Origin of the sequence: Blautia schinkii (assembly GCF_013304825.1) — a bacterium.
Classification (GTDB): Bacteria; Bacillota; Clostridia; order Lachnospirales; family Lachnospiraceae; genus Blautia_A; species Blautia_A schinkii_B.
The window spans coordinates 23,545-47,939 of record NZ_JAAWUO010000020.1; the positions used below are offsets into that span (position 1 = coordinate 23,545).

Consider the following 24,395-nt stretch of genomic DNA (forward strand, 5'->3'; position numbering starts at 1 on the left):
GTATGATATATCAGACGGGGGTTTCTTTAAGCTCCCGTCTGATATTGTCTAACGAAGAATACCGCATAAGAATACATAAATAATTTTATTGGAGGAATCAATTTGAGCCAGAATAAAGAAACAGAGCTTCAGCTTCAGTACATTGAGAAATGTAAGGAACTTCTTGCTGAAAACAGCACACGCCGCCCTACTTTCCATATCCAGAATGAAGGATGCCAGATGAACTCCATCCAGACAGAGTCCATTGCAGCTATCATGGAGAAGATGGGCTATGAGATGGTAGATACGGAAGATGCCGATGCCGTAGTATTTAACACCTGTACAGTCCGTGAGAATGCCAACCAGAAAATCTATGGACATCTGGGACATTTAAAGAGCATTAAGCGCAGTCATCCGGATATGAAGATCGTACTTTTTGGCTGCATGATGCAGGAACATCATGTAGTGGAGAAGATCAGCAAGGAATATAAATATGTAAATCTTGTATTCGGAACCCACAACATCCATAAATTCCCTGAACTTTTTTACAGGGCACTGCAGACAGATGAGCAGATCATTGATATCTGGAAGGAATCCGATGAAATCGTAGAGGGTATGCCGACATCCCGCAAATACCCGTTCAAAACAGGTGTCAGCGTAATGTTTGGGTGCAATAACTTCTGTAGCTACTGTATCGTGCCGTATGTTCGCGGCCGAGAGAAAAGCCGTGAGCCACAGGCTATTATCCGTGAGATCGAGGAACTGGTTGCAGATGGAGTAACTGAGATCATGCTTCTTGGCCAGAATGTAAACTCTTACGGAAAAACTCTGGAAACACCTGTGACATTTTCCCAGCTCCTCAAAGAAGTGGAGAAGATTGAAGGACTGAGGCGCATCCGTTTCATGACCTCACATCCGAAAGATCTTTCCGATGAGCTGATCCAGACCATGGCTGAGAGCAAAAAGATCTGTCATCACCTTCACCTTCCGCTGCAGTCCGGAAGCAGCAGAGTTTTAAAAGAGATGAACCGCCGCTATGATAAAGAGAAATATCTTTTACTGGTAGATAAGATCCGTAAAGCGATTCCGGATATCTCTCTGACAACTGATATCATGGTTGGATTTCCGGGAGAAACAGAAGAGGACTTTCTGGAGACTCTGGACGTAGTAAGAAAAGCCAACTACGATACAGCCTTTACATTTATTTATTCCAAGCGAAGCGGAACTCCGGCAGCAGGAATGGAGAATCAGGTACCGGAGGACGTTGTTAAGGATCGCTTTAGCCGCCTTCTTGCTCTGGTGCAGGAAAAAGGCAGGGAGAATTCTTCACGTTTCCAGGGAACTGTTCAGGAGATCCTGGTAGAAGATGAAAACCGTGAGAAAGGTACACTCACAGGCCGTACCCAGCATAATCTCCTTGTCCACTTTCCGGGAGAGAAGGAGCTGATCGGCAAATATGTCAAGGTAAGTCTTGACACCTGCAAAGGATTTTATTATTTTGGCCATATGGTAGAAGAATAAGAACAGAAAATAAAAAAAGAGGAGACTGACCATATACGGATCAGCCTCCTTTTTTTATTTGCCTTGTTTATTTGACGTCTGGTTAAACACCATAAACTTCTTTGTTGTATTTATCGATCTCGTCATCAATGATCGGGTCCACATGCTTATACAGGCATCCTGGACCGCCATAAGTGATACACGGAATGAAATGACCACCAGGGCCATAGCTCTGGCAGGCTCTTCTTACCTCCTTGCGGATTTCCTCTTCTGTGGAATCAGCGCGGTCAACGATGGCAGCATCAATACCGCCCATCAGAGTCATTCTGCCGTTCAGCTGTTTCTGAAGCTTCGGAATATCATTTTCCGGCAAAGCTCCCTGCCATATATCAATGCCAAGATCTACCATATCTTCAATGATCGGCTCCAGGAAAGAATCAGCGTGATGCATGACGATCACACCATGATCCTTCATGTATTTATAGGTTTTTGCATACTGTGGCTTGATAAATTCACGCCAGGTTTCCGGGCTGATAAAGAGAGAATGCTTGGAGCCCCAGTCATCATGGGACAGCATTACATCCGGTTTGATATAATCAACGATCAGCTTCATATACTGGAAACGGTATTCGCCGATGGCATTACAGAGATCCATCATATCTTCCGGTTCCAGAAGATAATTCATCAGCATATCCTCGAAGCCCATAAGAAAATGAAGTCTTTCGAATACACCGGTAGGCATGAAGGCCATAACAAGGTCACCGTTTGCGCGGATTTCATCAGCTTTTTTGATAAAAGGCTCCCAGAGAGCAGGATCGGAGCAGTTTGCCTGAAGATCCGGCATCACAAGCTGTTCCTTCCATTCGGTGATGTCGCTGATCACCTTGTTTTTATCAGTAACATGTGGCATGGCAGCAACCTGATTTGCAGGCCACAGGATTTCAGTACCAAAACGGTCGATCAGAGGATCCATACCCGGATGACGGTTGCCACGGATATAGGATGCTGCTGGGTTAGGCGGATAAAAAACAGCACCTTCATATTGTTTTACAAGACGATCCGGTTTTCCGTCCGGTTTGATCGTTTCCAGAAAATTCTCTTTTGCTGATAACATAAACAATTCCTCCTTTATAAAAATGTCTTAAAATTTATGTCTTATGTTTAACATCCTGTTAAATATCAGTTTTTTCTTGCGTCAATCTCTGACTGATAAAAAGCAACCTTATCCTTGGTGATCCGGAATCCTACAAGAAGAAGGATCATTCCCACAAGGCAGAAGATAGCAGGAACCAGTGCGAAAGCAATGGTCATTCCCTGGCGTGCTGCACCCTCCAGGACAACACCGGATTTCCAGCCTACTGCGACCAGGCAGGCACTTAAGATGGTTCCTCGAAGGAAAACAGCAACCTTAAGTGGAAGATTCTGAAGTCCCATGATCCATCCGGAAGCATCCTTACCGCTTTTCCATGTGGCATAGACAACCGTATCTGCATACAGAGCAGGAGAAGCTGCAAAAGCCATTCCATAAAATACCTGTGCCAGAGTCATAAGACCGATAACTGTATAGGCATTTCCATAGAAAAGATAGATCATAAACAATGCTGCCGCCATACCGCCGTAAGCCACGATCATGGTTGTACGGGAAGAAAGTGCTTTTGCGATAAAACGCATGGTAAATGCTCCGATGATCGCACCGAGAGAGATACAGAAGGTATAAGTCACCATTAATCCCGGATTTCCCATGGCATCGCGGAAATAGTAGATTGCAGATGCGGCAGTTACGAATTTTACACACCATTTAGCCAGGTCAGCCAGCATCAGGACCATAAGAGGTGGATTCTGGAAAAGAGAAGCAAACATTTCCGGAATGGAAACCTTGGTCTTGTCATTTGCTTTTCCTGTAGCTTCTGTTTCGATCTCTTCATATCCTTCGGTCATTTTGAAATGTGCAAAATAGGTGACTACCATAAGTACGCCCAGACAGAACGCGGCAGCTGCAAATTTGTTTTTCTCGCCTACGTAGCCTGCCAGCAGTGTTGCAAAAGGAAGTCCCAGATAGGAGAACAGAAGTCCGCCCACATTATTCCAGGTTGCACGGGAAGAAGCAAGAATTGCTCTTTCCTCAGGAGTTTTTCCTACAACGCTGATCAGTGTTGCGTTTGCAACATAACTGAAATTCCATACAACGTGTGAAGAAATGGATGCGATAATGATCACGATTGCGGATAAGATCTCGTTATCACTGATGCGGATGAACATGAATGCGTACAGGAACGGGACCATCCACGGAACCAGGATCAGCCAGGAACGGTAGCGTCCCCATTTTTTTGCTTTCGTGCCGTTGATAATTCCTCCGTACAGCCAGGAAAGACAGGCATCTACAATAGTAAAAACAGAATTGATCACACCTGCGATTCCGGCACTGAACTGAGCCAGGTCAGTAAGGAATGTCATAAAGTAAAAAGTTTCGATATTACTCATCAGGACAAAGCCTGCGTCTCCGACTCCGAAAAAGTACTTCAGTGCGTTGCTGAGACCTTTTTTGCGTTCGGTTTCTTTTTTTTCATTTCCCATAAAAATCCCCCTGTTATCCAAAAAACAGTTTCCGGTTTCATAATAAAGCACATAAAGCACGTCGCGAGTACTTGCGGATCACTTTCCCGTGATCCTGGATTTCTTCTGATGGGACAAGTATACAGCAGAATAAATGGTCCGTAAATCCGCACAGGGTTTCATTTTTTATGAATATATTCAGACGTTTTGTACAATCAGAGATGTAAACTTATACAAAAAACAATACTGTATTTCATAAATATTTATGTTATAATTGTACAAATGATCGAAATGACAGGAAGTAAAAGGAGAAAAAATGCACAATAACAGTAATGATTATGACAATATATCCGAAAGGTTTCTTTTGAATGGCCAGATTCTGATTGACGAATTTGCGGATTCTTTTGCAGAGACTGCCCTGTTTGGAAGAGAAGATCCTTACCGGCTGACAGGTGTCCGTTTGTTTCAGAAAGAAATCACTTTATCCGAAAATTATATTTATCTTGCGACTGCCTCACAGGTTACAGAAGAATTCTGTCATTATGAAAACAGAACGTTTCTTATTGCAGGACAGACAGACTATCACAATTTTCATGAAAGCTGTGTTGTACTTATGGTAGGTCAGCAGGAACAGTTTGCCGGGATCATGAATTCTGCACAGCAGGTCTTTGAGAAATACAGAGAATGGGACAGAAAGCTACAGCTTTCCCTGAATAGTGAAGCGCCTCTGGACAATATGCTGGAAGCAAGTGTTCCCATATTTAAGAATCCTCTTTTTGCTCATGATACGAATTTCTATATTCTGGCCTGTCCGTACAGAACAGGTCCTATGTCTGTATGGGAGAGAGACTCCAGAACCGGAAGGATGATGGTTCCGTTAAATCTGATCCACGAATTTAAAGTAGACCTGGAATACTTAAGAACTCTTTCCACAAAAGGGCCGGATATTTACAATGAGGATCTCAGGGGGTATCGCATCCTGTATAGGAATCTCTGGGTAAATGGAAGCTATGAGGGGCGGCTGTGCGTAAATGAGATCCAGACCGCGTTTCATCCTGGGAATTTTGCGGCATTACAGTATCTTGGTAATTTTATTGAGCTTTGCATTCAGCACCACAATCTGTTTCATCTGAATCTGGGAACAGATACCCGACGCTTTTTTACGGATTTTCTGGATGGAAAGATCTCAGATCCGGCCAAGGTTCAGGACTTTCTGTATTTTCTTAACTGGAACAGAACGGACCGTTATCTCTGCCTGCGGCTGGAGGCAGAACAGCTGGATGAAAAAATGCATTCCTCGGTTGCGACACTGGGACATATTGAATCCCAGATTCCGGAAGGCAGGGCCTTTATCTATCAGCAGGGAATCGTGGTGATCGTCAATCTTTCTTTTGAGAATTCCAGTGTTGCTCAGGTGATCAGCGGACTGGCGATTATTTTAAGAGAAGGACTATTTAAAATGGGGGCGAGTGCAGAACTTGCAGATTTTTTTCAGCTTCCCCAGGGGTATTTTCAGGCAAAAACAGCGCTTCATCTTGGCGAAAAATACGACAGCATGATCTGGTGTCACCGCTTTGACGAATATTTTCTGGAATACATTCTGGAAGAAGCGGGTGAAAATCTTTCGCCGAAGCTTTTGTGTTCCCATGCTCTGCATGTGCTGAAGGATTATGACAGCAAAAATAATACGGAGCTGTATAAAACCCTGAAGATCTATCTCAAGCTGGAACGAAATGCACTTCAGACAGCAAAAGCTCTTTTCATACACAGAAGTTCTCTTTTCTACAGGATAGAGAGGATCACCCAATTGACAAAGATCAATCTTGACGATCCCAAAGAACGGCTGATCCTTCAGCTGTCCTATTGTCTGATGGAAGGTACAAAAACTTTTTCCTGACAGGTATTGACAAATACCCCATGAGGGTATATATTGTTCCATGTAAAGCGAATACCCCATGAGGGTATTTTGAAAGAGAAAGGAGTGACAGCCTGTGACTGAAAAAGAAGCCTGTCCCTGCTGCAGTGAGAAACACACTGCACGTTCCGAGGAGGAGAAGAAGAAGCTGATCAACCGTCTGAAACGTATTGAAGGACAGATCAGGGGCATCATAGGAATGATGGAGAATGATGCTTACTGCAACGATATCCTGATCCAGTCCGCAGCGGTCAATGCCGCAGTCAATGCTTTTAATAAAGAGCTGCTTGCCACCCATATCCGTACCTGCGTCGCCAGAGATATCCGGGAAGGTAAGGACGAGACGATCGATGAGCTTGTAGCAACCCTCCAGAAGCTGATGAAATAGGGATAATATATTTTAGGAGGATATTAAGAGAGAATGGAACAATATAACGTAACTGGTATGAGCTGTGCAGCCTGCTCTGCCCGGGTAGAAAAAGCCGTATCCAAAGTTCCCGGTGTTACCAGCTGTTCGGTGAGCCTTCTTACCAACTCCATGGGAGTGGAGGGAAGCGCATCTGCACAGGACATCATAAAGGCAGTGGAAGCGGCAGGCTACGGAGCTTCCCTGAAAGGTGCCGCCGGCGAAAAAATTTCCATGTCAGCGGCCGAGGAAGCACTGGAGGATCATGAGACCCCTGTTTTGAAAAGGCGTCTCATTGCATCCGTCGGATTCCTGCTTGTTCTGATGTACTTTTCTATGGGACATATGATGTGGGGATGGCCGCTGCCGAAATGGTTTGATGACAATCATGTAGCCATGGGACTGGTACAGCTGCTTCTTGCAGGAATTATCATGGTGATCAACCAGAAATTCTTTATCAGCGGTTTTAAGAGTCTCTGGCATCGTTCCCCGAACATGGATACCCTGGTAGCACTTGGCTCCATGGCATCCTTTGTATGGAGTGTTTATGCACTGTTTGCTATGACGAGAGCACAGGTAGATGGAGATTCTGCAGCAGTCATGAATTACATGATGGATTTCTATTTTGAATCCGCAGCCATGATCCTGACACTGATCACTGTAGGAAAAATGCTGGAAGCCCACTCAAAGGGTAAGACCACCGATGCCCTGAAAAGCCTGATGAAGCTGGCACCGAAAACAGCAGTTGTAGTACGAAACGGGCAGGAACTTAACGTCCCTATTGAACAGGTACAGAAAGGTGAGATCTTTGTTGTACGTCCGGGTGAGAACATTCCTGTGGATGGTGTGATCCTGGAAGGTACTACCGCAGTCAATGAATCTGCACTGACCGGTGAGAGTATTCCGGTAGATAAAGAAACCGGAGATATGGTTTCCGCAGCAACAGTCAACCAGTCTGGATTCATTAAATGTGAAGCTACCCGTGTGGGAGAGGATACCACACTTTCCCAGATCATAAAAATGGTCAGTGATGCAGCCGCTACAAAAGCTCCCATTGCCAAGATCGCAGACCGTGTTTCCGGAGTGTTCGTTCCGGCCGTAATTACCATTGCCGTGATCACGACGATCATTTGGCTTCTGGTCGGACAGAGCTTTGGTTATGCGCTGGCAAGAGGCATTTCTGTTCTGGTTATCAGCTGCCCGTGTGCACTTGGACTTGCAACGCCGGTTGCCATTATGGTAGGAAACGGTATGGGCGCCAAAAACGGAATCCTCTTTAAAACAGCGGTTTCCCTTGAAGAAGCGGGAAAAGTCCAGATCGTTGCGCTGGATAAAACAGGAACGATCACAAGCGGTCAGCCGGAAGTGACAGATATTCTGCCTGCACAGAGCATTACAGAGAAAGAACTTCTCACACTTGCCTGTGCCCTGGAGAAAAAAAGCGAGCATCCCCTTGCAAAAGCTGTTCTGAAAAAAGCCGAGGAAGAGAAGCTGGTTCCGGAAGAGGTTACCGGATTCCAGGCACTTCCGGGTAACGGTCTTTCAGCAGTGCTTGGAAATGACACGCTGACAGGCGGAAGTATGAAATTTATCAGCAGCCAGACCCGTGTTCCGTCAGATCTTCAGGCAAAAGCCGAAGCACTTGCGGAACAGGGAAAAACGCCGCTTCTTTTTACCAGAAACGGAAAGCTTCTGGGAATCATCGCAGTGGCAGATGTGATCAAGGAGGACAGCCCACGTGCGGTAAAAGAGCTTCAGAATATGGGAATCCGTGTGGTGATGCTGACCGGTGATAATGAGCGGACAGCAAGAGCTATCGGGGCGCAGGCTGGCGTTGACGATGTGATCGCAGGAGTTCTTCCTGACGGAAAGGAGAGTGTGATCCGTTCTCTGAAAGAACAGGGAAAGGTTGCCATGGTAGGCGATGGCATTAACGATGCACCTGCACTTACAAGAGCAGATATCGGAATTGCCATCGGAGCGGGAACCGATATTGCCATTGATGCGGCAGATGTTGTTCTGATGAAGAGCCGTTTAAGTGATGTTCCGGCTGCAGTTCGTCTGAGCCGTGCCACACTCAGAAATATCCACGAGAATCTTTTCTGGGCATTTTTCTACAATGTGATCGGTATTCCCCTGGCAGCAGGTGTATGGATCCCGATCTTCGGCTGGACACTGAATCCGATGTTCGGTGCTGCGGCAATGAGCCTGTCAAGCTTCTGCGTGGTAACCAATGCACTTCGACTGAATCTCTTCAAGGTTCATAGCACAGCCCGTGATAAGGCACTGAAAAATCCGGTAACTTTAAACATCAGTCATGATGAAAATAAAGAAGATAAAAAACAGGAAAAGGAGACAAAAACTATGGTAAAAGTAACAGTTAATGTAGAAGGAATGATGTGCGGTCACTGTGAGGCACATGTAAACAAAGCAATCCAGGCAGCTTTTGGTGCTGAGGATGTGGTATCTTCCCACGAGAGCGGAACAACCGTATTCACTGCACCGGAGAAGGTTGATGAGGCCAGGGTTGAAGAAGTGATCAAAGAAGCCGGCTACGAGTTCAAAGGCATCACACAGGAATAAGTGAATCCCAATCCCTTTAATAAATTTTTTGTAAAAAAGCAGCTCTGTGTAAAAAGCAGGGCTGTTTCTTTATGTATAAAAATCAGGTTCCGGAAATATACTAAATCAGAAAATAACAGGCTGTTAAATAACCCTTTTACATGAAACTCATTGGATGAGAGGAAAGGAAGGATGTTTTTTGAAGAAAGAAACCAAAAAGCTGATAACCTGTATAGCAGTGCCGTTAGCTACAGGTGCAGTTTCGGGATTTTTTACAAGAAATGGAATGAAGGTATTTGCCAGGCTTGACAAACCACCTTTATCTCCGCCGGGATGGTTGTTCCCTGTTGTGTGGACGATCTTGTTTATCATGATGGGAACTGCATCCTGGCTGGTCGCGTCCAGACCGGAAAGCAAAGCCAGAAACCAGGCACTTACTTTATATGGGATTCAGCTTGCGGTAAACTTTTTATGGCCGTTTTTCTTTTTTGGTGCCGGCTGGTATACATTTGCCCTGTTGTGGCTGCTTCTTCTGTGGGGACTGGTATATTGGTGTATTCGTGTATTTGCAGGATTTTCCAAAAAAGCTGTCTATCTGATGATTCCGTATATTATATGGCTGACGTTTGCCGGATATCTGAATCTTTTTATTGCACTGTGGAATTAGAAAAAGCAGAAATCTTTTATAAATATGGCTAATATCCTTATGATTTATTTTGAAAAAGACGAAATATCCTCTGAATTAATTGTTATTTTTCTGTGCCGTATGCTATACTGAAAAACGATTATGGATGTACGAAAAATAAAGAATCGTTAAACTATGGAAGCAGAGAGGAGCACATTATGAGCGGATTTTTTGGAGTAGCATCAAAAGAAGACTGCGTACTGGAACTTTTTTACGGAGTAGATTATCACTCCCATCTGGGAACACGTCGCGGCGGAATGGCAGTTTACGGTGAAAATGGATTTGACCGTGCCATCCACAACATTGAGAACACACCTTTCCGTACAAAATTTGACGGGGATGTAGGTTCCATGAAAGGTAACATGGGAATTGGATGTATTTCCGATTATGAGCCACAGCCACTTCTGTTCAGTTCCAGAATCGGAAGTTTTGCCCTTACCTTTGTGGGAAAGGTCAACAATTATGACGAACTTCTGCAACGGTTGTATGATACCACCAAGGTACATTTTCAGGAAATGACAAACGGAACAGTCAATGTGACAGAGCTGATCGCAGCCCTTATCTGTGAAAAAGACAATTTCGTGGAGGGTATCCAGTATGTACAGGAGCTGATCGATGGTTCCATGACACTACTTCTTATGACAAAAGACGGAATCTATGCAGCCCGTGACAAGATGGGCCGTACTCCGGTAGAGATCGGTCATAAAGAAGGCTCCTACTGTCTGTCTTTTGAAAGCCATGCCTATATCAACCTGGGATATGAAGACTATAAGGAACTTGGACCTGGAGAAATTGTATTTGTCACGGCAGATGGTGTAAAAACTCTGGTAGAGCCTGGAAAGAAAATGAAGATCTGTTCCTTCCTCTGGGTTTACTATGGATATCCGACAGCTTCTTATGAAGGCGTCAATGTAGAAGAAATGCGCTACCGCTGTGGAAGCATGCTTGCAAAAAGAGATGGCGATTCTGTTCATCCGGATATTGTAGCCGGTGTTCCGGATTCCGGTATCGCTCATGCTATCGGTTATGCTAATGAATCCGGAATTCCTTACGCAAGACCGTTTATCAAATATACACCGACCTGGCCAAGATCCTTCATGCCCACCAATCAGAACCAGCGTAATCTGATCGCCAAGATGAAGCTGATCCCTGTACGTGCCCTGATCAAGGATAAGAAACTTCTTCTCATTGATGATTCTATTGTACGTGGAACCCAGCTCCGTGAAACAACCGAGTTTCTGTACCGAAGCGGTGCAAAAGAAGTTCATGTTCGTCCTGCCTGCCCACCGATCATGTATGGGTGTAAATATTTAAACTTCTCCCGTTCCAAATCCGAGATGGAACTGATTGCCCGTCAGGTCATCGAGAAAAGAGAGGGTCCCAACTGTCCGCAGGAAATTCTGGATGAATATGCAGATCCACGTACAGAAAAATACGAGCAGATGGTACAGGATATCTGCAAGATGCAGAACTTTACCACTCTTCGCTATCACAGGCTGGATGATCTTCTGGAATCTATCGGGATTGATCCGTGTAATGTATGTACATACTGCTTTAACGGCAAAGAATAAATCTGGGGATGTAATAGCTTTACGAAGCGGTCGCTAACTCACCGTTGCATTTCATGCCTTGACAGACTATAATAGCATTATAAAAAAATAAGATGCGGATATGTCTCAGAGACATATCCGTGTTTTTGTTAGAGTATACAAAACAGGGAGTATAAAAGAAATGACTTACCCGATAAATGCTATTATTTTTGACATAGACGGAGTGCTTCTGGATTCTCTTTTTATCTGGAAGGAGCTTGGAAGAAGATTTATTGTAAAACATGGATATACACCTGTTCCGGATATGGATGAGATCCTTTTTTCTATGAGTATGGAACAGGGAGCTGCCTGGCTGAAAGATACATTTTCTCTTGAAAATTCAGAAGAAGAGATTATACAGGAACTGGAAACCAGAATACAGACCTTTTATTTCGAAGAAGTGAAAGCCAAACCAGGTGCAGAAGCACTTTTGCAGAGAATAAATAAGCTGGGAATTCCGGTAGTGGCAGCTACATCCAGTCCCAGAGAGCATGTAAGAAAAGCACTGGAGCGAAACCATCTGCTTCCTTATCTGAAAGAGATCTATACGACAAGCGAGATCGGAGAGAGCAAATATTCTCCGAAAATTTATCTCACAGCGGCAAAGTCTCTGAATTCCAGTCCCAATGGAACGCTTGTTGTGGAAGATTCCCTGTATGCTTTGATTACGGCCCGAGATGCAGGTTTTCAGACAGCAGGAATTTTCGATCCTTTCGGAGAACCGGATCAGGAACAGCTGAAAAAAAAGGCAGATATTTACTGCAGGTCTTTAAATGAACTTTTAAATTATATGGAATAGATTTTACGGAAAACGGAGGATAATACATATGAAAACAGCATTAACCATAGCAGGCAGCGATTCCAGCGGAGGAGCAGGTATCCAGGCTGATATCAAAACCATGATGGCAAACGGTGTCTATGCAATGAGTGCTATCACAGCACTGACAGCACAGAATACAACCGGTGTTGCAGCGATCCAGAATGCAACAGCTGAATTTCTCGGTCAGGAACTGGATTCTGTTTTTAACGATATTTTTCCGGACGCAGTAAAGATCGGAATGGTTTCGGAAAGTGACCTGATCCAGGTGATCGCCGGGAAACTTCGCCGATATAAGGCAAAAAACATCGTAGTTGACCCGGTTATGGTGGCAACCAGCGGTGCAAGACTGATCAGTGAGGCAGCAGTCGATGTTCTGAAAAATGAACTCTTTCCTCTGGCCGATCTTCTGACTCCGAACATTCCGGAGACGGAGGTACTGACCGGAATGCAGATCACAACTGCAGAAGCTATGATCGAAGCAGCCCGCCAGGTATCTGAAAAATATCACTGTGCAGTTCTTTGCAAAGGTGGACATCAGCTTAATGATGCCAATGATCTGCTCTATGTGAACGGAGCTTACCGGTGGTTTGAAGGAAAGCGTATTAACAATCCGAATACTCATGGAACAGGATGTACTCTCTCTTCTGCCATTGCTTCCAACCTTGCAAAAGGATTCTCCATGGAGGAATCCGTAAACCGCGCCAAAGATTATATTTCAGGAGCACTTGCAGCTATGCTTGACCTTGGAAAAGGCAGCGGACCTATGGATCATGGCTTTGCAATAAAAAATAACTTCACAGAGGAGGCATAAAACTTATGACAGTTACAGAACGGATCGTAGCTCTTCGAAAGCTGATGAAAAAAAAGGGAATTGATGCATATCTTGTTCCAACCGATGATTTCCACGGTTCAGAATATGTAGGCGATTATTTTAAATGTAGGAAATATATCACAGGTTTTACCGGTTCAGCTGGAACTGTAGTGATCATGCAGGATATGGCAGGTCTCTGGACAGATGGAAGATACTTTATTCAGGCAGCGCAGCAATTAGAGGGAACACCCGTCACACTTTTTAAGATGGGAGAACCAGATGTTCCAACCATCCATAAATTTCTGGAAGAAAATCTGAAAGAAGGGATGTGCCTTGGTTTTGACGGCCGTACAGTCAGCGGAGAAGAGGCAGATCAGCTGAAAAAGAATCTGGAGAAAAAGCAGGTACGTTTTTCTGTAAACGAGGATCTGATCGGTGAAATCTGGCAGAATCGTCCGTCTCTTTCCTGTGAACAGGTGATGGAGCTTGATGTGAAATGGGCTGGAAAATCCAGAGAAGACAAGATCCAGGAGATCCGTACTAAATTAAAAGAAAAAGGCGCATCTCTCTTTGTACTCACTTCCCTGGATGATATCGCATGGCTTTTAAATATCCGCGGAAACGATATTCACTGTTGCCCGGTAGTCCTTTCCTATCTTGTGATGGATGAGAAAGAGATCCGCCTTTTTGCCAATGAAAAAGCTTTTCCGGAATCTGTAAAAAAGGCACTTTCTGCTGATGGCGTTACCATTTATCCGTACAATGATATTTATGATTATGTGCAGACAATATCCGGGGAGAAAAAGATCTATCTTTCCAGAAGTAATGTAAACAGCCGCCTGATCAGCAATATCCCGGAAAAAGTGACAATCCTGGACGGAGAAAACCTGACGCTTCTTCCGAAAGCTGTCAAGAATGAAACAGAAGTCCAAAATGAGAAGATTGCCCATATCAAAGATGGAGTTGCAATGGTGAAATTTATTCACTGGCTGAAAAAGAATGTTGGAAAACAGGAGATTACAGAGCTTTCCGCAGCTGATAAGCTTTATGATTTCCGTTCCGAACAGGAAAAGTTCCTTGGGAACAGTTTTGATCCGATCATTGCCTATGGTGCTCATGGGGCAATCGTCCATTACGGTGCAACAGAAGAAACGAATATCCCTCTGGAACCAAAAGGACTGGTGTTGATGGATACAGGCGGACATTATCTGGAGGGAACCACAGATATTACCCGCACCGTCGTACTTGGCCCGGTCACAGAAAAGGAGAAGAAATATTTCACAGCTGTGCTTCGGGGACATTTAAACCTGGCAGCTGCAAAATTCCGTTACGGATGTACGGGACTGAATCTGGATTCCATAGCAAGAGGTCCGCTCTGGGCAATGGGAGAGGACTATAACCACGGAACCGGTCATGGAGTAGGCTATCTTCTCAATGTACACGAAGGCCCACAGAGCTTTCGCTGGAAAAATCCTGCAGACCGTCCGGCCCCTGTGCTGGAAGAAGGCATGATCACTTCCGATGAACCAGGTTACTACGCAGAAAATGAGTTCGGAATCCGCCACGAAAACCTGATCGTATGCAAAAAAGCGGAAAAGACAGCATACGGCCAGTTTATGAAATTCGAATCTTTGACCATGGTACCTTTTGATCTGGAAGGAATCGACCCGGCACAGATGGAAGCAGAAGAGAGAGCTTTGCTCAATCAGTATCACGCACTTGTATATGAGAAAATTTCTCCATATCTGGATGAAGATGAAAAAAGCTGGTTAAAAGAGGTGACTCAGGCTATATAATATCTGGAATTAAGTCCTGAAACATAGAAAATAACGCAGGCTTCCGTAAACTGTGGAATTTCATACGTTCTTTTTTATGCTAAAACAGAAAAAAATCAGAACAGGGAGGTACTTATTTCCTATGAAAAAAGAAAATAGAATAAATCACTATATCGACCTTCATGCGCATCTGGACGGCTGCATTAGCGTAGACATTGCAAAAAAACTTGCAGCATTGCAGCAGATCACACTTCCGGCAAAAACTGACAAAGAATTGACAGCTCTCCTTTCTGTACCGGATTCCTGCCAAGATCTTAATGATTTTCTGAAATGTTTTGAGCTGCCGCTTTCTCTGCTCCAGACAGAAAAAGCACTGGAAGATGCCGTTTATCTTGTTCTCTCTGAAATGCATAAAGACGGCGTGATTTATGCAGAACTTCGATTTGCACCACAGCTTCACACTCAGAAGGGAATGACCCAGGAAAATGCTGTTCAATCTGCGATGCGTGGATTGATAAAATCGCCGATTCCAGGTAATCTGATCTTATGTTGCATGCGCGGAGAATCCAATCAGCAGGACAATCTGAAAACACTGGAACTGGCCCGGAAATATCTTGTGGAAGATGGGGGCGTTGTCGCTGTTGACCTTGCAGGTGCGGAAGCACTTTTCCCGACAGAAGATTATGAGGATCTTTTTGCGAAAGCAAAAAAAGATGAAATCCCGTTTACTATTCATGCAGGCGAAGCTGGTGATGCGGATGATGTAAGGGTAGCGGTTCGCATGGGAGCGACAAGGATTGGACACGGTGTGCGTATCGCAGGAAATGAAGAAGTGATCCAGCTTGTAAAAGATGCCGGAATTTTTCTGGAAATGTGTCCAACAAGTAACCGCCAGACAAAAGCAGTTGCAGATATGTCTTCTTATCCGTTGAAAACCTTCCTGGAAAGAGGCCTTAAAGTAACATTAAATACAGATGATCCAGCTATTGAACGGACATCCCTGTCCAGGGAATTTAAATACATGGAATCCCTGACAGGCATTGCAAAAGAGCAGCAGAAGCAGCTCATCCTTAATTCAGTCGAAGCAGCTTTCACCTCAGCAGACAGAAAAAATGAATTACGTAAACAGCTTTTTTCTGAAACATATGAAAAAAGATGAAAACTACTACATTATGTTATATAGAAAACAACGATCAATACCTGATGCTTCACAGAATAAAAAAGCAAAATGACATGAATCAAGGAAAATGGATCGGTGTTGGCGGACATGTGGAAGATCAGGAAACACCGGAAGAATGTCTTGTGCGTGAAGTGAAGGAAGAAACAGGTTTTACACTTACATCATATAAGTTCCGTGGTCTGGTAACGTTTATAAACAATGAATGTGAATCAGAACTTATGTGTGTTTTTACAGCAGATGGATATACTGGCGAGTTGATCGAATGTAATGAAGGTGAACTTTGCTGGATCGATAAAAACACAGTACCCGAACTTCCTGCATGGGAGGGAGATAAAGTATTCCTTGATCTGCTGCTTTCAGGGGAAGAACGGTTTTTCTCAATAAAATTACAATATGAAGGCGATAAACTTGTTGGGAAAAGCATTTATTTGTATTGAGAAATAATTACTGAAAATCTATTCACAGCTGAAAAAAATTCAAACAAAAAAGTTTTTTATGCCTGTGCCATCATATACCATATATAAATGCCGGATTCATGTGAAATATTGCGTGAATCCGGTATTCTTTTTTCTTTCCGTTTGTTGTTTATACAAGTTGATTTCCATAAAAAATGACAGTATATTGTCTTAAAGTGTATAATTATTATTTAATAATCGGGGAAATTTATATAATGTAGTTAACGGGGGGGGGGCCTATGAACAAAACAGTGTCAGACCGAGGTACAAAAGGGAATTTTGCACGTCTGTTTTCCAGATCTGTACATCAGTCATTTTTTATCGCAGTATCTTTGTTTTTCTGTATGGGAATGTTGGCTTTTTTCACTGGCAGCGTATCTGCTAAAGAACAGGAAACTGTAAAAGTGGGCTATTATTTTTCTCATAATTTCCAGGAAGGAACGGATGATAATTCCCCAAAGAGCGGTTACAGTTATGAATATCTTCAGAAGCTTGCCTCTTACACAGGCTGGAAATACGAATATGTCTACGGAGAATGGTCGGATCTGTTTGAACAGCTGAAAGATGGTGAACCGGACTGAATCCACCATCTTTTTTCTTTATCTTCTGTTATTAATAACCTCTCTCGCCATATCTGCAAGTTCTCCGGCAGATAATTTTCCATCTATTTGCAGCAAATCATACTGGATGCCATCCTTATTCCAGTTAACGCTTTGAACCTGACTGACTTCAATCTGAGAAGCACTGTCATCGTAACTGAATACAACTTTTCCACTGGACTGGTCTTTTTTATCTTGTTCTGTCAATTCGTAATCATCTGATACCACTTTATTTATATAATGTACATAATACAAATTTGTTCCATTTACAGTGGCAATAATATCACCTGACGGAGTAAGTTTTGAGTTAAATTTCTGCTGTTCAAACAATACAACATCTCCATTCTTCTGATAATCAAAGGACACAGATTTAAAATTCTCAATTACATTTGCATTGCCATCCTTAAAACTGTTTTTTATAATATTGCCCTCTTTGAAGCAGTACCCGTTCTCAAAGGTATCAATCAATACCGGTCTATACCCAATATCCTTTGTAATCTGTTCTGACGTTGGAAGAGATGTATAATCAGCACGTGATGCAGATGAACCTGTCCACATTGAAATCTTTCCTGTTGCTGCCATAGCAGTAACTCCAATTGTAAGTGTTGCAGCTATCAACAAAGGTAATATTTTCTTTTTTGATCTCATAGTCGTTTGCTTCCTTTCTGTATCTGCGAAGTCAAGTTTTGCATAAACTCTCTGTCTGACATTCTCTGTATCAATATCAAGAGCATTGCAGGAAATATCTGCCTGTTTTTGTATTCCCAATTCTTTAAGCAAATTTTTTCTTCTCATAATTTTTCCTCCGCATCCGATAACATTTTTCTGAGTTTTCTTTTTCCTCTTGAAAGTCTGGTCTTAACTGTAGAAATATTAAGTCCCATTGCTTTTGAAATATCCTTGATTTTTTCATCAAATTTATACCGCCTTACAAAAATCTCGCTGTCAGGTTCGCCAAGGCTCATAACTGTTTCCCATACATAATTATTGTGAAAATTCTCTTCCATGAAATTTTTGCCATCTGACAGCTCAATATCTTCAAGAGATGTATGATCCATCTTTCTGTTTATCCGTTTCAGAGCAAAATTCCGGGCAACAGCAGCAAGATATGACCGTAATGTACCTTTCTGCAAATCTATCCTCCCGGTATTCTTCCAAAGTACAACAAACACATCTGCCACAATTTCTTCAATATCCTCTTTCGGCAGTGAATTGCCGGCCATATGATACAAAACAGTACTCAAATACGGCGTATAAATTCGGATTGCTTCATCTATTGAATTTTTTTCTCTGTTCCTGAGACGCTGCAAAAGTTCTTCTTCATCTGTCATATCAATCCTACTTTCTTTTTAATATTTTCAAAAATTAAAAGCTTTTAACCTTTACATTCTTATATATCCTGTCAAAGCGCAAAAAGTTTCAATTTTAGAAAATTATGATATTGATACACCACTTTACAACTTTTTTATAAAAAAATATCGTACAGGATTTCCTGATGTATAATGAATTTGGCATAAAACATTACAAAGGAAAGTGACCCTGTACGGCAAAAACATTATACAGCGAAAAAACACTGATAGGCAGACTTCATGATCCGGCAGGTTATGCCTGAATTTCACAGCAAAGATCATGTCATCATCCCTTGTGGCAGCTGATATACAAAACACAACCTGGTATCCATCGTTGATGAATATCCGAATCCGGATCTGATTGGCAATGCAAGGAGTGCTTCTGTCATGTATGATCTTGCTTATGTCCATCTTTTTGTTTGTAAAATTTCTGAAAATATTCTGGTGAAATGGTAGTATAATACGGAGAATGTAAAAAACGTAAGAGAGTAAAAATGAAACTACCGGATAAATTAGCACCGTTTCTGGAATTATTGCACATATACAGAGAAACCGGGGCAGAAAACAGTAAAAGCATATCGGATTGATCTAAGCAGTGTTTGGTTTTGGTCGCCTGTGAAGAGCAAGACAAAGAGAAGCTTGAGGAATATATTACGGAATTACATAAAAAGCACAAACAGGACAGAGATTAAAAAAAGTGGATCTTTCGTTGGCAATGGAAGAGGCAACGGAAAAAAATACTTTGATGAGAACCGATTTCCTTTCCGATGCATCTAATTAGTGTAAAAGTAAACATGAGTAGTAATCCAGCTGGACAAAAGGAGAAGACAAAGTTATGACAAAAGATGTATTTATTAAGGAGGTTCGGGATGCAGAAGCCATGCTGTATCATATATCAAAGTCCATTCTGAAGAATGACTCTGATTGTGGGGATGCTGTGCAGGAAACAATTCTTAAGGCATATGAAAAACTTCCCACTTTAAAGAAAGAAAAATATTTCCGAACATGGATCACAAGGATATTGATCAATGAATGCAAAGGGATTCTTCGGAAAAGAAAAAATGTTATTCCATATGAAGAATATATGGACAATATGAAAATGACTGAGGAGGACAGATACAGTCATCTGTATATGGCGATTATGGAACTTCCGGAGGATCTGAGGGTTTTGGTAACATTGTATTATTTAGAAGGATTTTCATTGAAAGAGATCAGTGAGGCTCTGGATATTCCGGAAGGAACGATCAAAAGCAGACTTTCACGTGCAAGAGAGTTTTTGAAAGAGCAGTTATCCGAAGAAGAGAAAAGACCGGCAACTGGGAAAAACAGCAAGCAATTAAAAAGAATAACAGGAAAGGGGAAAATGTCATGTTAGAGAACAAATGGAATAATATCGCACCGGAAGTACCACAGGATTTTCATAATAAATTTGAAGATACACTAAAACAGATTGAACAGGCGGATTCAGTTGATAAAAAATACAAAAGAAAAAAAATCAGTGGCCGATTATTGATTGCAGTAGCAGTAATTTGTACTGGTATGGCTGTTACTGTAGCTGCAAAAGAGTTCTTTAAATGGAATAATTACCTGGTGAAAAGACTGGAGCCATCGGAAGAACAGCAGAAGACACTGCAGGAATCAACCTATATTCAGAATATAGACCAGTCTGTAACACAAAATGGTGTGACGGTTACCCTGACAGATTCTATTCAGGATCAGGGATTCCTGTATGCTTTTTTTGAAGTGAAAACAGATGACAGTATTTCTATGACTGATCATACTTCTTTTGAGGAGATGACACATTTTAAGATCGATGGAAAAGAAGTATATGCAGTGGACGATAACAGATTTGGAAGTTTCAATACTGGGGTAGGACAGGATGTGTTACTGAAAACAGATCAAAATTCTGCACATCTTAAACATTTTAACGCCTGTATATCTTATGACAGTGATTATGATCTGAGTAATAAAACAGTAGAAATCACATTAAAGAATCTTACGGAGGAAGGAGATTATGATACGACTGTTATTACAGATGGAACATGGGACTTTAAATGGACTCTGGGTGCAGTAAAGCCTCCGACAACTCTGGAAGTGAACCGGAAATGTGATTTTGGAGGTTATGAAATCACAGTGAAAAAAATGGAAGTAACGCCCCTTTTATGGTCATTATATCTTGATTATGATGAAGCTATGAAGGTGTATGAAGATGAAAAAAACAAATTTGAGTACGCAGGTACGGACTATGGCATGGATCTTTATGCCAGAACTAGTATTGACCAGGTGCGTTATAAAGATGGAACGGTTTTAACACTTGATAGGACCATGGGAGGCATCGCTGGCGGTGGAGAAAAACAGGATAAGGAAAACGGTGTCCTGATCATCAGAAACAGCTTCCCGCAACTGGTTGATGTAGATAACCTGCAGGCGGTACATTTTGGGAACATTGACCAATGGCTTGAAGTGCGGGGATAAAAGTTTTTTCGGTGATACAGAAAAATCCTCCCATAATTAGATAATGAGAAAATACAAAAAGAACCGATACAAGGTCTTTGCAAGACTGATATCGGCTCTTTTTGGCTAAGTCTGCCAAGCCCATTACCTTTAGGTGATGGGTAGTTGACTAAATATAGGTAACTATACAGTCGGAAAAATGGCTCTGTAACAAAAGACCGTTTTTCCGGCTTTTCATTTTATCAGCGGTGAGGCATTCATACCGTTTGTAAATCTGTAAGATCTGAGTCATTGGGGTATGTCATGACGGGCAATCAAATATATGACATAGATTCTGCAATTGTAGAAAATGGGATTGACTTTCTAATTCTACAGATGTAGAATTAGAGGTGATTTCTACAAAAGTAGAAAAAGAAGGGAGAACACAAGCTGAGGCGCAGACTTACAGACCACTATGATTACGATGTGACCATGTGGGATTCACTTGTGATAAAAAAGTTGCTGCAGCGTATAAACTACATCAAATAGATACGGAGGATAAAATGTGCGGAATTTGTGGATTTACAGGTTACAGACAGGATCAGAAGACAGTAATTGAAAGGATGATGAAAGCCATTGAGCATAGGGGTCCGGATAGTGAGGGCTCTTTTTGCAGGGAGAAGATCACGATGGGCTTTCGAAGACTTAGTATTATTGATTTAGAAGATGGGCAGCAGCCTATGGAAAGTGCGGACGGAAACCTTCATATTGTTTTTAATGGAGAAATCTATAATTATAAGGAACTGCGGGCAGAACTTGAGGCTTTCGGCATTTCTTTCTGTACCCATTCTGACACGGAGGTTCTGATAAATACTATTCAGCAGTATGGGGAGAAGGCACTGGATAAGCTCAGGGGAATGTTTGGATTTGCTGTATGGAATGAACAGGAGCAGAGTTTGATGCTTGCAAGGGATTTTTTTGGAATTAAGCCTGTGTACTATGCCGAAATAGATGGACACTTTGTATTTGCTTCTGAAATTAAGAGCATCCTTGCATTTCCAGGCTATGAAAGGAAAGTAAATCAGAAGGCACTGGAGCAGTATTTGTCATTTCAATATTCCCCTCTGGAAGAAACTTTTTTCAGGGGGATTTATAAGCTTATGCCAGGTCATATGCTTTTATATAAAAACGGAAACTATGAGATAAAGACTTATTTCAAAACAAAGCTTGCACCAGGCCAATGGGACCGTAAGACGAATATGGAGCAGCTGCGGAATCAGCTTGCAGAGAATTTAAAGGATTCAGTGGAGCACCATATGTTAAGTGATGTGGAAGTTGGCGCGTTTTTATCCGGGGGAGTGGATTCCGGTTATCTGGCTTCTTCCTCTGGTGCAGATCAGGCATTTACAGTGGGATTCGATGAGGGAGACCGATATAGTGAAGTAAACAAAGCTGCCAAAGTGGCAGAAAAAGCTGGTTTAAAACACCATGTGAAAATCATATCCAAGCAGGAATTCTGGGATGCCCTTCCAGATGTTATGTATCATATGGATGAGCCCCTTGCTGATGCTTCTGCCGTTGCACTCTACTTTCTCTCAAAAGAGGCTGCAGGTCATGTCAAGGTTGTTCTTTCCGGAGAAGGAGCAGACGAGCTTTTCGGTGGATATAATATTTACAGAGAACCGGAATCATTGAAAAAAATTGCCTGGATTCCATTTGGTGTCAGACGTGTAATTGGAAAACTGGCTGCAAAGCTGCCGGATGTGAAGGGACGAGATTTCCTTATCCGTGCAGGAATGAAAGTGGAAGAACGTTTCATCGGAAATGCATATATTTACCGTGAAAAAGAGAAAGCGCAGATTTTGAAAAATAAAGTAACAGGACCTTCCACACAGGAATATTTAAGACCATTTTTTGAAGAACTTGAGTCAGAAAACAGAGGATCACTTCGAGACATGGAAAAAATGCAGTCTGTAGATCTGAGATACTGGCTTCCTGGCGATATTTTGCAGAAAGCAGATAAAATGAGCATGGCACATTCATTGGAAGTCAGGGTACCATTTCTGGATAAAGAAGTTTTTGACTTTGCAGCAAAGCTTCCGAAGGAAGCCAAGATTGCAGCGGGTACAACCAAATATATTTTCCGTAAAGCTGTTTCAGAATTTCTTCCACAGGAAACCGATGAACGTAGGAAACTTGGTTTTCCAATTCCAATCCGTGTGTGGCTGCGGCAGGATGACTGGTATCAGAGGGTAAAGGAGTTATTTACCTCGAAAGAAGCAGAAGAGTTTTTTCATACAGATAAGCTTCTTTTACTTCTGAAAGAGCACAAAGAGAAAAAGGCAGATAACAGCCGTAAAATCTGGACAGTTTTGACATTCCTTATCTGGTATGATAGATTTTTTGCTACATGTTCGAAGTGAGAGAGTTGGTTATGAGACGGTAAAAATATAAATATACGAAAAATCCGTTGACAATGGTATTTGGGATTTTTATGATAAAACTCTATTTGTTTGTATAGAAACTTTCGGATTATTGGAGGAAGAGTTTAAGGAGTATGTGGGTGGAAATCTGAAAGATTTTACGGTTTTGGATGCTTTCGACTCATTGTTCTTAAATGGAAAGGCAAATCAGGAAGCGCAATTTCAGCAGTTTGCTTCCTTGGAAATCCACAATTGCAATCTGTGGCATCTAGGAAAGGAGTTATATTACTATCCTGTATATTTGTTGGATTTATTCTTTTGTTACTTTACAGAGAAATATTTGTTCATCTTAGCATAATTTACAGAAGAGAAAAATATAGTGCAGGTAGTAGTGTAAGAAATGTGATCGAACCAAAAGACCTTGGGATGCAGTCCGATTGTGACGATGCATGTAACTGGGATGATAAGGAGAATATTTATGATTGAAGCTGTAGCAGTACTTCTTTTTTTTATAGTTGCAGGAACTCTATGGGGGATAATAGAAACTTTTAAATATAGGAAATTTTTTTCAAGAGACTGTGAAAACGGAAAAATCTCCACTATTAAAGCGTACCGAATAAAGCGACGTGGATCCTGGCGGATTTTTGGTGACCGTATTCTAGATGAAAAATCGTTTCTGGTAATGAGGGAAAAGGAGTCAAAGTTAAAAATTCATTAATTCAATAGCGGGGTATTTTAAATGGCTGAACAAAATGTTTTTAATCTAATGCAAAACGATGAGATTGGGCTGTTGTGGAAAAAGATATATCAATTACATCAAAAAACCCAAATTTATCTACTTACAGCCGAAGAAATATCAGAAAATGGGGATGCATTGATTCAGCCATTAAAAGAGCACCGGGATGCATATGATCATATTGTAAGGATTTTTGCAAGCACAACCAAAAAAGTGCCGGAGGGATACGATTACTATTCTTATATCAAAGGAAACCTTGAGAAAGCATATGGACATGAATATCGTGCTTTTTTTGATACGGCAGACTGGCTTGCATACAATCTGCGGCATAATTTAAGAGAACGCATAAATGCGATTCCATATAATAAAAGAAATCAATTAATCCCAAATTGCAAAGAAACAATCAAATTATTGAACCAATACCCATTTGAAATTTCTAATCTACGAAATGACAAGGATATAGTAAAAGAGTCTAATTCGGATGAGACAATAAAAGAATATGAAAATTTGCTTAGGCAACTAATAAAGTTATATAAAGAAATTGATTCAATTTGATGTTGGTACTAAAACAATTAATAGACTGATTGATCGTCGAAAGGTATCTGTTTGTCCATATCAGTGATAT

21 protein-coding genes are annotated in these 24,395 nt (G+C 41.9%); 17 read left to right on the forward strand and 4 right to left on the reverse strand.

The genetic code is table 11. The features are described from left to right. Window positions 1-102: 102 nt before the first annotated feature. On the forward strand, window positions 103-1,500 hold the full coding sequence (gene miaB, locus HFM85_RS13975; protein ID WP_173738908.1) for a tRNA (N6-isopentenyl adenosine(37)-C2)-methylthiotransferase MiaB: 1,398 nt from the start codon (window positions 103-105) through the stop codon (window positions 1,498-1,500). Window positions 1,501-1,582: 82 nt separating this feature from the next. On the opposite strand, the gene HFM85_RS13980 is transcribed toward miaB, so the two are convergent. Further along, window positions 1,583-2,593, reverse strand: a complete 1,011-nt coding sequence (locus HFM85_RS13980) for a uroporphyrinogen decarboxylase family protein (RefSeq protein WP_119240025.1) — start codon at window positions 2,591-2,593, stop codon at window positions 1,583-1,585. A gap of 65 nt (window positions 2,594-2,658) precedes the next feature. Then, window positions 2,659-4,053 carry an MFS transporter gene (locus HFM85_RS13985; protein ID WP_173738909.1) on the reverse strand — a complete coding sequence of 465 codons (1,395 nt, stop codon included), beginning with the start codon at window positions 4,051-4,053 and terminating at the stop codon, window positions 2,659-2,661. Between the two features lie 295 nt (window positions 4,054-4,348). Between HFM85_RS13985 and HFM85_RS13990 the strand changes: the two genes are divergently transcribed. The 11 genes from HFM85_RS13990 (at window position 4,349) to HFM85_RS14040 (ending at window position 16,811) form a co-directional block, all read left to right on the forward strand. Then, window positions 4,349-5,929, forward strand: coding sequence for a PucR family transcriptional regulator (locus HFM85_RS13990; RefSeq protein WP_173738910.1), 1,581 nt, complete (start codon window positions 4,349-4,351; stop codon window positions 5,927-5,929). Window positions 5,930-6,023: 94 nt separating this feature from the next. Beyond that, window positions 6,024-6,335 (forward strand): metal-sensing transcriptional repressor, encoded by a 312-nt coding sequence (locus tag HFM85_RS13995; protein WP_119240028.1) that lies wholly within the window; start codon window positions 6,024-6,026, stop codon window positions 6,333-6,335. Window positions 6,336-6,368: 33 nt separating this feature from the next. Beyond that, on the forward strand, window positions 6,369-8,936 hold the full coding sequence (locus tag HFM85_RS14000) for a heavy metal translocating P-type ATPase (protein ID WP_173738911.1): 2,568 nt from the start codon (window positions 6,369-6,371) through the stop codon (window positions 8,934-8,936). A 178-nt stretch (window positions 8,937-9,114) separates the two neighbouring features. Continuing rightward, on the forward strand, window positions 9,115-9,582 hold the full coding sequence (locus HFM85_RS14005; protein ID WP_243251338.1) for a TspO/MBR family protein: 468 nt from the start codon (window positions 9,115-9,117) through the stop codon (window positions 9,580-9,582). Between the two features lie 176 nt (window positions 9,583-9,758). Next, window positions 9,759-11,171: an amidophosphoribosyltransferase gene (locus HFM85_RS14010; RefSeq protein WP_173738913.1), complete on the forward strand. Its 1,413-nt coding sequence runs from the start codon at window positions 9,759-9,761 to the stop codon at window positions 11,169-11,171. A 160-nt stretch (window positions 11,172-11,331) separates the two neighbouring features. After that, on the forward strand, window positions 11,332-11,988 hold the full coding sequence (locus tag HFM85_RS14015) for an HAD family hydrolase (RefSeq protein WP_173738914.1): 657 nt from the start codon (window positions 11,332-11,334) through the stop codon (window positions 11,986-11,988). Between the two features lie 28 nt (window positions 11,989-12,016). Then, window positions 12,017-12,820 (forward strand): bifunctional hydroxymethylpyrimidine kinase/phosphomethylpyrimidine kinase, encoded by an 804-nt coding sequence (thiD, locus tag HFM85_RS14020; protein WP_173738915.1) that lies wholly within the window; start codon window positions 12,017-12,019, stop codon window positions 12,818-12,820. A gap of 5 nt (window positions 12,821-12,825) precedes the next feature. Then, window positions 12,826-14,616 (forward strand): aminopeptidase P family protein, encoded by a 1,791-nt coding sequence (locus HFM85_RS14025; RefSeq protein WP_173738916.1) that lies wholly within the window; start codon window positions 12,826-12,828, stop codon window positions 14,614-14,616. A 121-nt stretch (window positions 14,617-14,737) separates the two neighbouring features. Next, complete coding sequence (add, locus tag HFM85_RS14030) at window positions 14,738-15,754, forward strand: adenosine deaminase (RefSeq protein ID WP_173738917.1); 1,017 nt, start codon at window positions 14,738-14,740, stop codon at window positions 15,752-15,754. Beyond that, a complete protein-coding gene (locus HFM85_RS14035; RefSeq protein ID WP_173738918.1) occupies window positions 15,751-16,212 on the forward strand; it encodes an NUDIX hydrolase in 462 nt (153 codons plus the stop codon). Before add ends, HFM85_RS14035 begins: the two co-directional genes overlap by 4 nt. Before the next feature lie 257 nt (window positions 16,213-16,469). After that, window positions 16,470-16,811, forward strand: a complete 342-nt coding sequence (locus HFM85_RS14040) for a type 2 periplasmic-binding domain-containing protein (RefSeq protein WP_173738919.1) — start codon at window positions 16,470-16,472, stop codon at window positions 16,809-16,811. An 18-nt stretch (window positions 16,812-16,829) separates the two neighbouring features. Here HFM85_RS14040 and HFM85_RS14045 read toward each other — a convergent pair whose 3' ends face one another. Both HFM85_RS14045 and HFM85_RS14050 read right to left on the reverse strand, forming a co-directional pair. Next, a complete protein-coding gene (locus HFM85_RS14045; protein ID WP_173722932.1) occupies window positions 16,830-17,624 on the reverse strand; it encodes a hypothetical protein in 795 nt (264 codons plus the stop codon). Next, window positions 17,621-18,160 (reverse strand): RNA polymerase sigma factor, encoded by a 540-nt coding sequence (locus HFM85_RS14050; RefSeq protein WP_092070503.1) that lies wholly within the window; start codon window positions 18,158-18,160, stop codon window positions 17,621-17,623. The genes HFM85_RS14045 and HFM85_RS14050 overlap by 4 nt, the downstream gene beginning before the upstream one ends. 853 nt (window positions 18,161-19,013) lie before the next feature. Here HFM85_RS14050 and HFM85_RS14055 point away from each other — a divergent pair. From HFM85_RS14055 to HFM85_RS14075, 5 genes are all read left to right on the forward strand, one after another. Continuing rightward, window positions 19,014-19,553: an RNA polymerase sigma factor gene (locus tag HFM85_RS14055; protein WP_173738920.1), complete on the forward strand. Its 540-nt coding sequence runs from the start codon at window positions 19,014-19,016 to the stop codon at window positions 19,551-19,553. After that, a complete protein-coding gene (locus HFM85_RS14060) occupies window positions 19,547-20,653 on the forward strand; it encodes a DUF4179 domain-containing protein (RefSeq protein ID WP_173738921.1) in 1,107 nt (368 codons plus the stop codon). Before HFM85_RS14055 ends, HFM85_RS14060 begins: the two co-directional genes overlap by 7 nt. 521 nt (window positions 20,654-21,174) lie before the next feature. Then, window positions 21,175-23,034, forward strand: coding sequence for an asparagine synthase (glutamine-hydrolyzing) (gene asnB / locus HFM85_RS14065; protein WP_173738922.1), 1,860 nt, complete (start codon window positions 21,175-21,177; stop codon window positions 23,032-23,034). A 478-nt stretch (window positions 23,035-23,512) separates the two neighbouring features. Further along, a complete protein-coding gene (locus HFM85_RS14070; RefSeq protein WP_173738923.1) occupies window positions 23,513-23,752 on the forward strand; it encodes a hypothetical protein in 240 nt (79 codons plus the stop codon). 21 nt (window positions 23,753-23,773) lie between these two features. Further along, window positions 23,774-24,325: a hypothetical protein gene (locus HFM85_RS14075; RefSeq protein ID WP_173738924.1), complete on the forward strand. Its 552-nt coding sequence runs from the start codon at window positions 23,774-23,776 to the stop codon at window positions 24,323-24,325. Window positions 24,326-24,395 lie beyond the last annotated feature (70 nt).